Below are 14,917 nucleotides of genomic sequence, written 5' to 3' on the forward strand. Positions count from 1 at the left end.
AATACGGATCATTTGCAGTGCACAGCAAGGTCAGTATTCGTTAGGGCATTTCGCCCGTTTTTATCAAGAAAGGAATTATATATGAGCAGAGAGTATGAGGTATTTGTGGAGAGTCTGCGCCAATCTCTAATGGAACGGCTTGGACTTAATGAGAAACAGATTTACTTTGAAGAACGGGACGAAAATGGCATGACACCAAACGGCGACCGGCTGTTTGTAGAGTGCAATGCGTCTTCAGTGGGAAAAGAAGTCTGCGGAATTCACACGGAAGAGCTTTTTGAGGATTATGAGGATGGTGTTTCACTGGAACAGATTGCAAAAACAGTGGAAAGTGAAATACGTAAATTAAAAACAGCTGGATTTTTTGAGAAAACCAAAAATCTGAATAACTATGAAAAGGTGAAAAATGATCTTTTTATCCGAGCACTTAATGTAGAACGCCATGAACGGGAACTGTCGAAGGCAGTATACCGTGTAGTGGGCGATATTGCACTTGTGCTATACATGCAGGTGGGAAATTTGGATGGCCGGATCAGCAGCATGAAAATACGCATGGATAACATAAAAGAATGGGGAAAGGATGAAAAGACAGTTTTTGACGCAGCTCTTCTAAACACGTATTTTATTTCGCCGCCTAGAATTTTTTATTGGGAAAAACTGGTCTACAATCCAGATTATGATGGAGAATGCTTCATGGATCTGAACCATGAATTCTATCTGACAAGGGACAGCATCGGAAGCTGTCTGAGCACTGCCAGAAGGACAAACGGAGCCGTTGCAATATTCTTGCCAGGCGTGGCCAAAAGGCTTGCAGATCTGATGGATGCAGATTTCTATATGGTTTTTACGAGCATTCATGAGGTGATGATCCACAACGCTGATCATTCCTATCCGGAGGATCTTGAAAATGTTTTGAGAGAAACTTTGCGGGAGGCAACTCCGAAAGAAGATTTTCTCACGGACAAAATATACAGATATTGTAGAGAGACCGGAGATTTTCTGATGTATAAAGGCACCGTATTTATTGATTTAAACAAGTTGAAATCTGACAGTGAAGAGAACGGATAAACAGATAGAAACAAGTGTAGTTACGTCATTTTCGGACTTTTTGTACAATGGGTGTTTTCGGCAGAAATTTTGATTGCAAAAAAGAACTGCAGTCAGATTGTAAACCAATCTGCTGCAGTTTCTAAAAACCAAATTATGAATTTCTATCCGAGAATTGCGGAATCGTTGGAGAACTCTTCTCCGCTGGCTTCCTCAAATTTATCAAGAAGCTGTTTTACGGTAAGCTTTTTCTTTTCTTCTCCTTGGATATCAAGAATGATTTTTCCGTTCATCATCATGATCAGGCGGTTGCCGTGAGCAATGGCGTCCTTCATGTTATGTGTGATCATCAGTGTAGTAAGGTGATCGCGGTTGACAATCCTGTCTGTGATATCCAGCACCTTGGCAGCTGTTTTGGGGTCAAGGGCTGCGGTATGCTCATCAAGAAGGAGAAGCTTTGGCTTCTGAAGGGTTGCCATGAGAAGCGTAAGTGCCTGTCTCTGACCTCCGGAAAGAAGACCTACCTTAGAGGTAAGACGATCCTCAAGACCAAGATTCAGGATCTTCAGAAGCTCTTTGTACTCTTCACGTTCGGCTTTTGTAATACCAGAACGAAGAAATCTTGTTTTTCCGCGGCGTTTTGCAAGAGCAAGGTTTTCTTCAATACCCATGGTAGCAGCAGTTCCGGTCATGGGATCCTGGAATACACGTCCCAGATAAGCTGCTCGCTTGTACTCGGAAAGTTTGGTGACATCTGTTCCGTCAATGATGATCTGTCCCTCGTCTACTGGCCATACACCGGCAACTGCGTTCAGCATTGTGGATTTTCCGGCACCATTGCCGCCGATGACAGTAACAAAGTCGCCTTCATTTAATTTCAGGGAAAGCCCGTTCAGAGCCACCTTTTCGTTGATGGTTCCTGGATTAAAGGTTTTATATATGTTTTTGATCTCAAGCATTGTTCTTACCTCCGCGTTTTGCTGGTTTTGCGAAATATTTTCCCTTCCAGTAAGGCACTGCCAGGAAGACAGCAACTACAAGTGCAGACAGCATTTTCAGAAGGTCAGTGTCGATACCCATCCAGATAACAGTCTGGAGAACCAGATAGTAGAGAATGGAACCAAATGCTACGGCCAGAAGACGGAGCGCGAAATTGCGGAAAATACGGCTGAAAATCGCTTCGCCGATAATAACAGCAGCAAGTCCGATTACGATAGCACCACGTCCCATATTGACGTCTGCAAATCCCTGATACTGTGCAAGCAAGGCGCTGGAAAGAGCAACAAGTCCGTTGGAAATCATAAGTCCAAGTACTTTGCAAAAATCAGTGTTGATACCCTGTGCACGGGACATGTTTGGATTGCATCCGGTAGCACGGAGGGAACATCCAAGCTCTGTTCCGAAAAACCAGTAAAGAACTGCGATGATCACAACAATAAATAAAGCGACGATAAGAATTGTGTTCTGAGTGATCGGTACATTTTTTATACGGCGTAAGGAAATCAGGATCGGGTATTTATCAACGTTGATAGCCTGGTTTGCTTTTCCCATGATTTTCAGGTTAACAGAGTACAGGGAAAGCTGTGTCAGGATTCCGGCAAGGATGGCCGGGATTCCCATAAAGGTATGGAAAATACCGGTAACAAGACCAGCTGTCATACCAGCCAAAGTGGCAACTAAAAGAGATACCCATACGTTATGTCCGCTGGTCATCATCATGACGCAGACAGCACCTCCGGTACACATGGTACCGTCTACGGTCAGATCGGCGATGTCAAGGACACGGAATGTAAGATATACGCCAATAGCCATAATACCCCAGATCAGACCCTGGGCAGCGGCACCCGGAAGTGCCATGATTAAGTTTGCAATTTGCATGTCTTTATCCTCCTGCATGCGTGATTTGTTTGCTGGAGCGTGTTTGAAAAAACATTTTCGCAATTTGTACGCCCCACTGTGCGGTATATTTTGCCTGAATTCGGTTGTCGTAGCCCGTTACGACGACCTCACCCGGACAAAATCTTCCACAAATTGTGACACACATCTTGCAGAAAGCCTTTTACAAATACACTCTGGTGTTCACTGTGTGAACATCAACATTTGTTTTGTGGACAAATGTTTGAAAAAGACAGTTACTGGAATCTTTATAGTGTTTTGTATGTGGAGTAACTGGCTTTTTGTTATTTGCGTAAACAGAAATATTCATTTTGGAAGAAATGCTATTTTATGCATAATTATGCATAAAATATACTTAAAAATACATTCCTTCAGAAACGACACAAACAGCGAGAGAGGCTTCCCTTCCCGCTGTCTGTGTTGATTACTGTCAGAGTCTTTTGACAAGCTCTAAAAGCAACTGAATGTCTAAATTAACTGTCAAACAAATATGAAAATTTTTATTGTGCATTACTGCATATGTTATAAACCAGTAATTATTCTGCGTCAGCACCGATTGCAACATAGTCATCCGGAACTTCAATTCCCAGCTCAGCACAGATGTCTGCATTGTATTCTTTTGTGAAGTTTGGTGCATATTCGATTGGCATTGTAGAGATATCTTCACCATCTTTCAGAATTTTAACTGCCATTTCACCAGTTGCTTTTCCAAGATCATAGTAGCTGATGGAAAGTGTAGCAACACCGCATCCGGAGCAGATTCCTTCTTCACCTGCGATTACCGGAACCTTTGCCGGAAGGCAGATGTTGTTGATCAGCTCTGTGTTGGAAGCTGCTGTGTTATCGGTAGGAACATAGATAACGTCACTGTCTGCAACTGCATTTGTTACAACAGAAGAAATATCGTTGGAGTCAGAGAATGCGTAGTATTCGCAAGTGTATCCAAGATCTTCAAGAGCTGCCTTCACCGTATCAACCTGATACTGGGAGTTTGGTTCTGCGGAGCAGTACAGAAGTCCTACAGTCTTAGCATCCGGGAAAAGTTCATTCAGCATTGCTGCCTGCTGGTCGAGAGGAGCAAGGTCTGAGGTACCGGAAATATTGCCGCCTACAGTACCATCAAAATCTGTAAGGTCAAGAGCTACGCCATACTCTGTAACTGCAGTTCCAAGAATCGGGATATCGCTTGTTCCGGCAGCAGCTGCCTGAAGAGAAGCAGTAGCATTTGCAAGGATAAGGTCTACGTTACTGGATACGAAGTTGTTGATGATCGTACTACATGTTGCGGAATCACCCTGTGCATTCTGCTCATCAAATGTTACGTTTTCTTCGCCAAGACCTTCTTTTACTGCATCTTCAAATCCCTGTGTTGCTGCATCCAGTGCTTCGTGCTGAACTAACTGGCAGATACCAATATTGTACGTTTTCTGCTCTTCAGCGTGTACGGTTACTGTACCTGCAAGACCTGCTACCATAGCTCCGGTCAGAATTACTGACAAAACCTTTCTTTTCATATTTTATTTCCTCCTTAAAAGTGTTTTCGTGTTTTAAAGTGCTTTTTCTGCTTTAAAGTATTGCCTGCACAAAATAATACCGCTTTAAAGCGTAAAAGTCAAGTCGCTTTTGTAATTTTTTCACATATCCTAATAGAGAAATAGTATTTGAAAAGGAAATTTTGACATGCCATATTCTATTATGATTGACGCCGGGCATGGCGGCAACGATCCGGGAGCGGTATATAAAGGGCGCAGGGAGAAAGATGACAATCTTGCTCTTGCTATGGAGGTTGGAAGAATTCTGTCTGAAAACGGAGTTGATGTTTTATATACAAGAACTACAGATGATTACATTTCTCCTTTTGAGCGGGCAAGGCTGGCAAATGAGGCAAAAGTGGATTTTTTTATCTCTTTTCACAGGAACAGCAGCCCTGAGATGAATCAGTATAATGGTGTAGAAGTGCTGGTTTATGATAAAAACGGAATTAAGTATGAAATGGCACAGAATATTGTAGGTGCTCTGGGCGAATTGGGATTCCGTGAAATTGGAGTCCAGGCAAGACCGGGCCTTGTTGTGCTGCGAAAAACAAAAATGCCGGCGTTGCTTATTGAAACCGGATTTTTAAATTCTGACAAAGATAATCAGCTTTATGATGAAAAAAATGCTGAGATCGCGCAGGCTATTGCCGGGGCGATTCTTGGAACTCTGGATCAGCAGCAGGGTGAAGAACCTTTGTATTACCGTGTACAGACTGGAGCTTTTCGCAAACGGGAAAATGCGGATCGAATGCTTTACTTGCTTCAGGAAAAAGGTTATCCGGCATATATTTTGCAGGATGGAGAACTTTATAAGGTTCAGGTAGGTGCATTTTTACAGCTGGATAATGCTATCCGTATGGAACAGAAATTGCGGGAGGATGGGTACTGTACGTTGATTGTGACGAAGTGAAAAGAAAGTAGAAAAAAGCAGGAAAAAAAGTTATAATGGAAAATCATAAGTGCAGGGGAAAGTCCTCTGGCAGAAAGAAGGAACAAAAGCGTGAATTATAATGAATTTATGAAAAATGTGGAGGAGTTTGTTTTTGCCGAGAGCCAGCCGGAAAAAGCAGATATCATTTTCGTGCCGGGAAATGGTTTCCCGGATATGGCAGAAAAAGCAGCTTCTTTATATAGAGAAGGATATGCCCCCTATATTTTGCCAAGCGGAAGATACAGTATTACACTTGGCAAATTTGCAGGTGTGCAGTCAAAAAAAGAAATATATGGTGGAGATTATGAGACGGAATGGGAATTCCTGAAAAATGTACTTTTGAAAAACGGAGTTCCGGAAGAGGCTATTCTGAGAGAGGATCAGGCTACCTTTACCTATGAAAATGCAATTTTTTCCAGGCAGGTGACAGACCTTCACAAAATTCAGGTGAAAAAAGCGATTCTGTGCTGCAAAACTTACCATGCCAGAAGATCATTGATGTATTATCAGCTTTTATATCCGGAGACGGTAATTATGGTATGTCCGGCCTGCCCGGATGGAATTACCAGGGAGAACTGGAGAGAAACAGAAACTGGTGTGGAGGCTGTTACCGGCGAAATAGACAGGATTGTCAAGCAGTTTTGTTTAATGCTGGGAAATCGGTGAGATAAGAAAAATCCGAATGATCCGTTTTGGAAACATTCGGATTTTTACAATTGAAATCTACCGGAAATACCGGCATTTGCAGGCTTGCAGATTATGAAAAAATCAGCAGTATGACAGATTCATTTATGCGTCAGCAGCTTCTGGATTTTCTTTATGCTCTGGCAGCCAGATATGCACCAGTTCAATACGGTTCTTATCCAGTTCATCTACAACAAGATGCATGCCGTCTTCCAAAGTGACAGATTCACCCTCGCGTGGGAGGCAGTCAAGCTGTTCAATAATATATCCGCCTACAGAATCGTAGTCCTCTGATTCAAGTTTGGTACCCAGTGCTTCGTTGACATCATCCAGTTTGGCAGAACCAAGAACTTCATACTCCCGGCCAGGCTGAATCTCACGGATCGGTTCTTCCTCATCTTCGTCATATTCATCACGGATTTCACCTACGATTTCCTCCAGAAGATCCTCAAGAGTGACAAGACCGGCAGTGGAGCCGTATTCGTCGAGAACGATTGCAAGGTTTACGGAAGCTTTTCTCATTTCCATCATAAGATCTGTGGTACGCTTATATTCATAAGTGAAATAAGGCTCACGGAGAATCTTACGGATAGAAAACGGTTCATTTTCCGGATAGAGAAGAAGATCCTTAATATTGATAATTCCAATCACATTGTCTGTGTTATCCTCATAAACAGGAAAACGGGTGTGCATATCTTCTTTGAAAATATCCATAAGTTCCTGATAAGTGGAATCCACGTCAATAAAAGTCATGTCAATTCTGGGAATCATTACATCTTTGGCAGCAGAATCACCGAAATCAAACACATTGTAGATCATCTGCTTTTCTTCCCGCTCAATAACACCGTTTTCCTGCCCTACATTTACCATAGAACGAAGCTCATGTTCTGTGATGGTGTCTTTCTTCGCATTGGGGTCAACACGAAGGAGAAAAAGAATGCCGTTAGCCAGTTTTCCCACAATGTAAATAACCGGGGTCAGTACTGTCATAAGCGCATATATAGGTCTGGCATAGGTGAGCGCCAGATCATCCGCTTTCAGTGTGGCAATGGTCTTCGGGGTGATCTCGCCAAACAGAAGTACCAGCAATGTCATAACGCCGGTAGCCACGCCGATATACATGCTTCCAAATACTTTCATGGTAAAAGTGGTAGCAAGGGAAGAGGCTGCAATGTTTACAATGTTGTTTCCGATTAAAATTGTACTGAGCATTTTTCCAGAATTGGAAATTATTTTCTCCAGGATAATGGCTCGCTTGTTTCCCTGTTCAGCCAGGGAATGGATCCGAATGCGGTTGGCAGCCGTCATGGATGTCTCCGCAGAGGAAAAGAAGGCGGACAACAGCACCAGAATCAGTATGGTGACCGCCTGTATAGGGACACTTGAATCCAAACTATATTCACTCCTTTTTTTATGTATTAAAAAGAATATACATGATTCAGGCTTAAAATGCAAGGAAAAAGTATTTGAGTTTATGGATTGCGAAAAGTAACGAAAAAAGTGGAATTGGGGGTGTCGAAAAAGAAAGAACTGTGTTATAATTCAGTTCGGTAAAAAAATAAATTATTACAAAATGTTTACAAAAGAGTAAAGATTTGATATAGTGTAGATTAAGGGCTGAATAAATAGCTACTGTGAATCACAGTGTGAAAATTCACCTGTTTATAATTTGAGATTGATTTTGGACAGTTGTACTGCCTTTGGATTATATAGATTTTATGATTGATGTGGATTTGGCTAGAGTGTGTTTGAAAAAGGCTTTCTGCAAGATGTGCGTCACAATTTGTGGGAGATTTCGCTCGAATGAGGGCGCCGTAGCGGGCTACGGCAACTGAATTCGGGTGAAATCTCCCGCAAAGTGGGGCGTGCAGATTGCGGGAATGATTTTTCAAACAGGCTCTAGGGATGTGGGCAGTTACATTTAATATACATATTATGACAGAGGTGCCAGGATGAAAAAGAAGAAAAACGTTATGTACAGAAAAAGCGTATCATTACTTGCGGCAGCTGCGATGACAGCAGTACTTATGACAGGACAGGTTTATCCAGTAGTTGCATGGGGGCAGAATACAGAGACCAGACTTGAGAAATCCAGTCTGATTCCGGATAATATCACAATTGATCAGCCGATTGCTCTTTCGGAGGTGACATTGCCGAAAAGTGATTATGGAACGCTTTCCTGGGCGGATGATTCTTATATACCGGATAAAAGAGTGCAGACCTGCGAAGTAGTATTTAAACCAGCAGCAGACGTGGATCTTTCTTATATTTCCGGATGGGATTCTGAGAAAAAAGTTGTGAAAGGTAAGATCACAGTTGTTGTCAGCAGCATAGAAGAGAGTTCTGAAGATCAGCCTTCTGATACTGCTGCAGATGTGGAAACAGGTGACGAGAGCAGTGAAGCATCTGTCCCGGACGACACAACTTTTGACAATAAAGATACAGATATAAAATCTGATGATGCGGCAGTTCCAGGTGAGAATCAGCAGAATGATTCAGAAACTTCAGGGAAGACAGAAGATCAGACTGAGAATGCGGAAAACAAGCAGAACAGTGAAGCAGATAAGAAAGAAGAAACTATCGAGAGCACTCCGGCTTCTAATGAAGCAAAATCTGAAGACAACACCGAAGCTGCTGCGGGAATTACAACCCCGGCAGAAAAAACAGAAGCAGCGGCTCCTGCAATGGAAGAAACTGTAGATTCTGAAGATATTCAGGAGGAAGCTGCAGAAGAGTCAAAAGCTGATACAGGTTCAGATACAGCCGCAGATAGCATAGAGAGTACAAATTCTGATAATGGTGAGGATGCAGCATCTGACAATGTGCAGACCGCAGATTCCTCAGATGATACTGGAAAACTGAACGAAACTTTTGGTGAGATGATGCCTGGTGCTACCATTCTTGATGGTACAGGGGATTCTGGAAAAAATGAGAACACAGAAGAGAAAAAAGATACCACAGATACAACAGACACCACGGATGTAAAAGACACAACAGACCCTACAGAGGATGACCAGAAAAATATATTTGATAATCCTCTTGACTTTACCACAGCGGATACAAGACCGGCAACTGCTGAGGACGATCTCACAGAAGAAGAGCAGGCTGCAAGGGCTGCTCAGAATCATAGTTGTGAGGGAATTTCTGTATCAGGCATAGATCTTCCCTGGTATGTCCAGTTCCAGGTGACCAGTGGTGAAAATTACGAATTTAAAAATGAAGATAATGCTACGATCTTCCAATCCTATGAATTTAAATTATGGGATCTGAAGAATAATACAGAGTATGAAATTCCGGATGGACAGTATGTAAGCGTAACGATTCCTGTCAAAGAAGGATATAAATATTCGATTGAGCATCTTCTTGATAATGGTGCGACAGAGACCATTATTCCCAGTGTAAACGGAAGCACCATGGTATTCAGCACACATTCTTTCAGCCCGTTTGGAATTGCAGGTTTTCGTCCAATCGTAGGAGAGGACATTGCAAATGGAGCGTATGGCGATGGAAGTACACCAACTCCTACACCTACTGTGACGATCAGTGGAACACCTACCCCGTCTCCATCTGTGACCGGAGCTGGTACGAATGGAACAAATGGATCCGGAACGGGTAAAACGGATAGCAATAGCGGAAATGAAACTGGTGGAAATACAGGTGATTCAAATGGAATCAGCAATGGAAATACAAATGGCTCTTCCAATGGGACTTCAGGAACCGGAAATGGTGGTTCTTCATCTGGTACCGGAAGCTCTGACGGCAGTGACAATTCCGGAACCAGCAATACACCAGGTGTGGCATCTGATGGAACTATAAATTCTGGCACAACAGATGGCAGTTCTTCAAATGGAACAGGTTCCAGTACAAATGCGGGACAGACTGCAGGAAACACTACAGGCAACACTGCAGGAAATACGGCTGCTACCTCAAACGGAAATAACGGTCAGAGTCAGACCTCAAATGCAGTAAAAACTGGTGACAACACCATGATCCTTCCCTTTGTGATCCTTGTGATCGCTGCAGCCGCTGTGATCATTATTGTGATTATTGTCCGCAAAAAGAAAAGATAAAGCAGACAGGATAATTAAAACGGACATTCATAATCCATGAATAACGAAGCCAGCCCTTCCATATATTACATATGGGAGGGCTGTTTTTATGAAAGTAAAAGTCATTTTAAAATCTTTACTTTTTTCCTATGCAGTTACCGGAGCGTTTCTTTTGCTTCTGGCATTCCTTTTATTCCAGTTTGACCTGGGAGAAAAGCCTGTGTCAGCAGGAATTGTAGCTGTGTATATTTTGTCCTGTTTTTCAGGAGGCTTCATGTCAGGAAAAATTCTGCGCAAAGATAAGTATTTATGGGGAATTCTGGTAGGGGCTTTTTACTATTTGCTTTTGATTACAGTATCTTTTGTAGTGCAGGGAAAATGGGAAATGAGTCTGGTACATGCAGTAACTACTTTTTTTATGTGTCTGGGTGGTGGTGCTCTTGGTGGGATGTTGTCTTAGAGCGTGTTTGAGAAATCATTCCCGCATTTTTTGAAAAGATTCGCACTCTGTCCAATAAAAAATGCTTTAAAAATAAAAAAAAATATGATATACTAGGCAAAGATTATATACATAAGGAGGCTAATACTATGCAGCATATCAAAACATTAAATACAAAGAACCTGCAGAACACTGTAAAGAAAGGCGGCTGCGGCGAGTGCCAGACATCATGTCAGTCCGCATGCAAGACATCCTGTACAGTAGGAAACCAGAGCTGCGAGAACAAATAAGTCGGGCAACTGGAAACGTATGTAAGCAGCGGTGTAAAAGCCGCTGCTTATTCATGCAATAGGAAAGAATGAAAGGATATACTAACATGAGTCTGATTCACCGTTATCAGAACAATGGCTACAACATCGTGCTGGACATCAACAGCGGATGTATCCATGTTGTGGATGAAGTGACCTACGAAGTACTTCCTTATATGGAAGAAGGTCTGGACACAGCTGCCATTGTAGGAAAACTGGGAGATCAGTTTTCAGAAGAAGATATTAAGACATCAGTGGCAGAGTGTGAGAAGCTGAAAGCCGATGGTATGCTTTTCACCAGAGATGTATATGAGAATGCTATTGATACATTTACCAAGAACCGTCAGACAGTGGTAAAAGCGCTCTGTCTGCACATCGCCCACGATTGTAACCTTGCCTGTCGCTACTGCTTTGCAGAAGAAGGAGAGTACCACGGAAGACGAGCTCTCATGTCTTTTGAGGTAGGGAAAAAGGCACTGGATTTCCTGATCGCTAATTCAGGCTCCAGACACAATCTGGAGGTGGATTTCTTTGGCGGCGAGCCGCTTATGAACTGGCAGGTTGTTAAGGACCTGGTAGCATACGGCCGTGAGCAGGAGAAAATCCACAATAAAAAATTCCGTTTTACCCTTACTACCAACGGTGTTCTGCTGAACGATGAGGTAATGGAATTCTGCAACAAAGAGATGGGAAATGTGGTCCTCAGTATTGATGGCCGTAAGGAAGTTCACGATTTTATGCGCCCATTCCGCAAAGGGGCAGGAAGCTATGATCTGATTCTTCCGAAGTTTCAGAAATTTGCAGAGTCCCGTAACCAGGACAAGTATTATGTAAGAGGAACCTTCACTCATCATAATCTTGATTTCTCCCAGGATGTTCTTCATCTTGCAGACCTTGGATTCAAGCAGATTTCTGTAGAGCCTGTAGTGGCAGATCCATCTGAGGAGTACGCACTTCGGGAGGAAGACCTGCCGAAGATCATGGAAGAATACGACCTTCTTGCGAAAGAGATGATAAAACGCGAGAAAGAAGGCAAAGGTTTTAATTTCTTCCATTTCATGATCGACCTTACCGGTGGCCCTTGTGTATACAAGAGACTTTCCGGATGCGGAAGCGGCACAGAATATCTTGCCGTAACTCCATGGGGGGATTTCTACCCATGCCACCAGTTTGTTGGGGAAGAAGAATATCTGATGGGAAATGTGGATGAAGGGATTACGAGACCTGACATCCAGAAGGATTTCGGATGCTGCAATGTTTACACCAAGCCAGCCTGCAAGGATTGTTTTGCAAGATTCTACTGCAGTGGCGGATGCGCAGCAAACGGATATCATGCCCATAAGGATATCAGAAGCAATTATGAAATCGGATGCGAGCTCCAGAGGAAGCGTGTGGAGTGCGCCATCATGATAAAAGCTGCACTGGCAGAAGACTGATAGCACTTCGCCAGCTGCGAAGATTTCTGTCAGTCCCTGCTTTTGCGAAAAACAAAAAAGAAGGGACAGAACAATGAAAAAATCAAGAGGTATCTTAGTCCTGATCCTGACTGCCATCGTTACCGTATTCTTTTGCTATACGGCTGCTGTAGGTATTGGTCCTACAGGAACCGGTGCCATGAAGAATATCAAGACCGGACTTGATCTGGCTGGTGGTGTCAGCATTACATATCAGGCAAAGGACAGTAACCCAAGCAGTGAAGACATGAGCGATACTGTGTACAAGCTGCAGAAACGTGTTGAGCAGTACAGTACAGAAGCTCAGGTATATCAGGAAGGCTCTGACCGTATCAATGTAGAGATTCCTGGTGTAACAGATGCAAATGCTATTCTGGAAGAACTTGGCCAGCCAGGTTCCCTGTGCTTTATCACACAGCAGGATGAGGATGGAAACGCAAATTTCCAGGCAGATTCCAGCAGCGAGACCGGATACTCTCTGGCAAGAAGTCTTGACGAGATCCGTGCAGCCGGCTCTGTGGTTTTGGAAGGTACAGATGTGGCAGATGCTACAGGCGGTGCAATCCAGCAGCAGAATTCCAGCAGCAGAGAGTACGTGGTAGATCTGACTCTTACAGACGAGGGAAAAACAAAATTCGCAGAGGCAACTCAGAACAATGTTGGAAAACAGATCGCGATTATCTATGACAACGGCGTATTAAGCGCTCCAAGAGTAAATGAAGCCATCACAGGCGGTAAGGCACAGATCAGTGGTATGGAAAGTGTTGAGAGAGCACAGGAGCTTGCTTCCTATATCCGTATCGGATCCCTGAGCCTTGAACTGACAGAGCTTCGTTCCAGCGTTGTAGCTGCACAGCTCGGTGAAGAAGCAATCTCCACCAGCCTTATTGCAGGTCTGATCGGTCTGATCATCGTAATTCTGTTTATGATCATCGCTTACCGTGTACCTGGTGCAGTTGCAGGCCTTTCCCTGATTTTCTACACAGCGACCATTCTGCTTACCTTAAATGCGTTTGACATTACCCTTACGCTTCCGGGTATTGCAGGTATCATCCTTGGCATTGGTATGGCAGTAGATGCGAATGTTATTATTTATGCACGTATCCGTGAGGAAATCGGTGCAGGCTCTACCGTAAGATCCGCGATCAAAGCTGGTTTCTCCAAGGCTTTTTCCGCAATCTTTGACGGAAACATCACAACCCTGATCGCAGCATTCGTTCTGATGTGGCTGGGTACTGGTTCTGTTAAAGGATTTGCATATACACTGGCACTTGGTATTGTGATTTCCATGTTTACAGCTCTGGTATTTTCCAGACTTGTGATCAATGCATTATATGCAGTTGGCGTTCGCGATGAGAAATTCTATGGAAAGACTGAAGAGAAGAAAGTCATTAACTTTGTTGGAAAGAGAAGATTATGCTTCACCCTTTCCATTATCCTGATCCTTGCCGGACCAGCCACTATGCTGATCCACAAGGCTACAGGCGGAAAAGCCCTGAACTACAGCCTTGAGTTTTCAGGTGGTACTTCTACCAATGTCACCTTTAACGAAGATATGGACATTAAGACCATTGATTCTGAGGTTACACCTGTAGTGGAAGAGGTTACAGGAGATAAGAATGTACAGCCTACTAAGGTTGTTGGAACAAATCAGGTTATCATCAAGACACGTTCCCTGAATCTTGACGAACGTGAGGCACTGAATAAGGCACTTGTTGACAAGTTTGGTGTAGATGAATCCCTGATCCAGGCAGAGAGTATTTCCTCCACTGTCAGCAACGAAATGAGAAGAGATGCTGTAGTAGCCGTTTTTGTTGCCACTATTTTCATGCTTCTTTACATCTGGTTCCGTTTCAAGGATATCCGTTTTGCAGGCAGCGCAGTACTTGCACTTCTTCATGATGTTCTGGTTGTCCTTACATTCTATGCGATTTCCAGAATTTCCGTAGGAAATACTTTTATCGCTTGTATGTTGACTATCGTTGGTTATTCTATCAACGCCACGATCGTTATCTTCGACCGTATCCGTGAGAATCTTCACGGAAGCAAGCGCGTAGATGAGCTCGAAGAAGTGGTAAATAAGAGTATTACACAGACACTTACCAGAAGTATTTATACTTCCCTTACTACCTTTATCATGGTAGCTGTTCTTTATATCATGGGTGTATCTTCCATCCGTGAGTTCGCAGCTCCGCTGATGGTTGGTATTATCTGCGGTGCTTATTCTTCTGTATGCATTACCGGAGCCCTCTGGCTGGTAATGAAAAAGAAAATTGGCGGCGGACAGGCTCAGACTGTAAAAGCTACAGCTGGTGCTGCTCCGGTTAAACAGTCTGTTTCAAGTGCAAAGGCACCAAGTGCTCCAGCTGCAAATGGACAGACCCAGCCGAAGAAGAAAAATCGTAAGAGAGTTCAGGAGCGTCTTGCAGCCCAGGAGGCGGCTAAGAATGCTGAGAATGGTTCTTCTGAGGAAGACAGATAACTAAATGAATTTAAGCCAGGACAGGTGGAAACATCTGTCCTGGCTTGCTTTTTATGTAAAATTCTATTACTATTTAGTGGGTTGAAAAGTTC

The 14,917-nt window shown here is 43.3% G+C and carries 13 protein-coding genes and 3 pseudogenes; 10 read left to right on the forward strand and 6 right to left on the reverse strand.

Going from position 1 to position 14,917, the window contains the following annotated elements; all coding sequences use genetic code 11:
* Positions 1–81 precede the first annotated feature (81 nt).
* Positions 82–1,068: a DUF5688 family protein gene (locus tag PGQ38_RS15445; RefSeq protein ID WP_204453873.1), complete on the forward strand. Its 987-nt coding sequence runs from the start codon at positions 82–84 to the stop codon at positions 1,066–1,068.
* A 143-nt stretch (positions 1,069–1,211) separates the two neighbouring features.
* On the opposite strand, the gene PGQ38_RS15450 is transcribed toward PGQ38_RS15445, so the two are convergent.
* From PGQ38_RS15450 to PGQ38_RS20140, 3 genes and pseudogenes are all read right to left on the reverse strand, one after another.
* Positions 1,212–2,006: an ABC transporter ATP-binding protein gene (locus PGQ38_RS15450; protein ID WP_118578495.1), complete on the reverse strand. Its 795-nt coding sequence runs from the start codon at positions 2,004–2,006 to the stop codon at positions 1,212–1,214.
* The gene (locus PGQ38_RS15455) at positions 1,999–2,925 is read right to left on the reverse strand and encodes an ABC transporter permease (protein WP_118578496.1); all 927 of its coding nucleotides are present in this window, start codon (positions 2,923–2,925) and stop codon (positions 1,999–2,001) included. The genes PGQ38_RS15450 and PGQ38_RS15455 overlap by 8 nt, the downstream gene beginning before the upstream one ends.
* Before the next feature lie 4 nt (positions 2,926–2,929).
* Positions 2,930–3,094 (reverse strand): annotated as a pseudogene (locus PGQ38_RS20140) (DUF6783 domain-containing protein); the annotation flags it as partial.
* Between PGQ38_RS20140 and PGQ38_RS20145 the strand changes: the two are divergent.
* On the forward strand, positions 3,020–3,367 hold the full coding sequence (locus PGQ38_RS20145) for a DUF6783 domain-containing protein (RefSeq protein WP_334304078.1): 348 nt from the start codon (positions 3,020–3,022) through the stop codon (positions 3,365–3,367). The pseudogene PGQ38_RS20140 and the gene PGQ38_RS20145 overlap by 75 nt on opposite strands.
* Positions 3,368–3,479: 112 nt before the next feature.
* Here the strand turns inward: PGQ38_RS20145 and PGQ38_RS15460 are convergent, their stop codons facing one another.
* The gene (locus PGQ38_RS15460; protein ID WP_173715881.1) at positions 3,480–4,457 is read right to left on the reverse strand and encodes an ABC transporter substrate-binding protein; all 978 of its coding nucleotides are present in this window, start codon (positions 4,455–4,457) and stop codon (positions 3,480–3,482) included.
* Between the two features lie 166 nt (positions 4,458–4,623).
* Here PGQ38_RS15460 and PGQ38_RS15465 point away from each other — a divergent pair, with 166 nt between their 5' ends.
* On the forward strand, positions 4,624–5,388 hold the full coding sequence (locus PGQ38_RS15465) for an N-acetylmuramoyl-L-alanine amidase (RefSeq protein ID WP_270432536.1): 765 nt from the start codon (positions 4,624–4,626) through the stop codon (positions 5,386–5,388).
* Between the two features lie 90 nt (positions 5,389–5,478).
* Positions 5,479–6,075 (forward strand): YdcF family protein, encoded by a 597-nt coding sequence (locus PGQ38_RS15470; RefSeq protein WP_330386275.1) that lies wholly within the window; start codon positions 5,479–5,481, stop codon positions 6,073–6,075.
* A gap of 123 nt (positions 6,076–6,198) precedes the next feature.
* Here PGQ38_RS15470 and PGQ38_RS15475 read toward each other — a convergent pair whose 3' ends face one another.
* Together PGQ38_RS15475 and PGQ38_RS20150 are read right to left on the reverse strand one after the other, a co-directional pair.
* Positions 6,199–7,485, reverse strand: a complete 1,287-nt coding sequence (locus PGQ38_RS15475; protein ID WP_173715882.1) for an HlyC/CorC family transporter — start codon at positions 7,483–7,485, stop codon at positions 6,199–6,201.
* Positions 7,486–7,703: 218 nt separating this feature from the next.
* Positions 7,704–7,925: pseudogene (locus PGQ38_RS20150) on the reverse strand (DUF6783 domain-containing protein); the annotation flags it as partial.
* Here PGQ38_RS20150 and PGQ38_RS20155 point away from each other — a divergent pair.
* The 6 genes and pseudogenes from PGQ38_RS20155 (at position 7,863) to secD (ending at position 14,825) form a co-directional block, all read left to right on the forward strand.
* A pseudogene (locus PGQ38_RS20155) lies at positions 7,863–8,018 on the forward strand (DUF6783 domain-containing protein). The pseudogenes PGQ38_RS20150 and PGQ38_RS20155 sit on opposite strands and share 63 nt — an antisense overlap.
* 27 nt (positions 8,019–8,045) lie before the next feature.
* On the forward strand, positions 8,046–10,163 hold the full coding sequence (locus PGQ38_RS15480) for a prolipoprotein diacylglyceryl transferase (RefSeq protein WP_270432538.1): 2,118 nt from the start codon (positions 8,046–8,048) through the stop codon (positions 10,161–10,163).
* 88 nt (positions 10,164–10,251) lie between these two features.
* Entirely contained in the window at positions 10,252–10,602 is a 351-nt protein-coding gene (locus tag PGQ38_RS15485; protein ID WP_118584282.1) for a TIGR04086 family membrane protein, read from the forward strand.
* A 128-nt stretch (positions 10,603–10,730) separates the two neighbouring features.
* Positions 10,731–10,871, forward strand: coding sequence for a six-cysteine ranthipeptide SCIFF (scfA, locus tag PGQ38_RS15490; RefSeq protein WP_021926839.1), 141 nt, complete (start codon positions 10,731–10,733; stop codon positions 10,869–10,871).
* Between the two features lie 86 nt (positions 10,872–10,957).
* Entirely contained in the window at positions 10,958–12,325 is a 1,368-nt protein-coding gene (gene scfB, locus PGQ38_RS15495; RefSeq protein WP_173715884.1) for a thioether cross-link-forming SCIFF peptide maturase, read from the forward strand.
* A 73-nt stretch (positions 12,326–12,398) separates the two neighbouring features.
* Positions 12,399–14,825, forward strand: coding sequence for a protein translocase subunit SecD (gene secD / locus PGQ38_RS15500; RefSeq protein WP_173771913.1), 2,427 nt, complete (start codon positions 12,399–12,401; stop codon positions 14,823–14,825).
* Positions 14,826–14,917 lie beyond the last annotated feature (92 nt).

Origin of the sequence: Blautia faecis, assembly GCF_027662325.1 — a bacterium.
Taxonomy (GTDB): Bacteria; Bacillota; Clostridia; order Lachnospirales; family Lachnospiraceae; genus Blautia_A; species Blautia_A faecis.

What these genes read in the sequence shown, in the direction of transcription:
- PGQ38_RS15465 (WP_270432536.1), top strand. Translation starts at nt 4,624, where the DNA reads ATGCCATATTCTATTATGATTGACGCCGGGCATGGCGGCAACGATCCG.
- scfA (WP_021926839.1), top strand. Translation starts at nt 10,731, where the DNA reads ATGCAGCATATCAAAACATTAAATACAAAGAACCTGCAGAACACTGTA.
- PGQ38_RS15460 (WP_173715881.1), bottom strand. Translation starts at nt 4,457, where the DNA reads ATGAAAAGAAAGGTTTTGTCAGTAATTCTGACCGGAGCTATGGTAGCA.
- PGQ38_RS15480 (WP_270432538.1), top strand. Translation starts at nt 8,046, where the DNA reads ATGAAAAAGAAGAAAAACGTTATGTACAGAAAAAGCGTATCATTACTT.
- PGQ38_RS15445 (WP_204453873.1), top strand. Translation starts at nt 82, where the DNA reads ATGAGCAGAGAGTATGAGGTATTTGTGGAGAGTCTGCGCCAATCTCTA.
- PGQ38_RS15455 (WP_118578496.1), bottom strand. Translation starts at nt 2,925, where the DNA reads ATGCAAATTGCAAACTTAATCATGGCACTTCCGGGTGCCGCTGCCCAG.
- PGQ38_RS15450 (WP_118578495.1), bottom strand. Translation starts at nt 2,006, where the DNA reads ATGCTTGAGATCAAAAACATATATAAAACCTTTAATCCAGGAACCATC.
- scfB (WP_173715884.1), top strand. Translation starts at nt 10,958, where the DNA reads ATGAGTCTGATTCACCGTTATCAGAACAATGGCTACAACATCGTGCTG.
- PGQ38_RS15485 (WP_118584282.1), top strand. Translation starts at nt 10,252, where the DNA reads ATGAAAGTAAAAGTCATTTTAAAATCTTTACTTTTTTCCTATGCAGTT.
- secD (WP_173771913.1), top strand. Translation starts at nt 12,399, where the DNA reads ATGAAAAAATCAAGAGGTATCTTAGTCCTGATCCTGACTGCCATCGTT.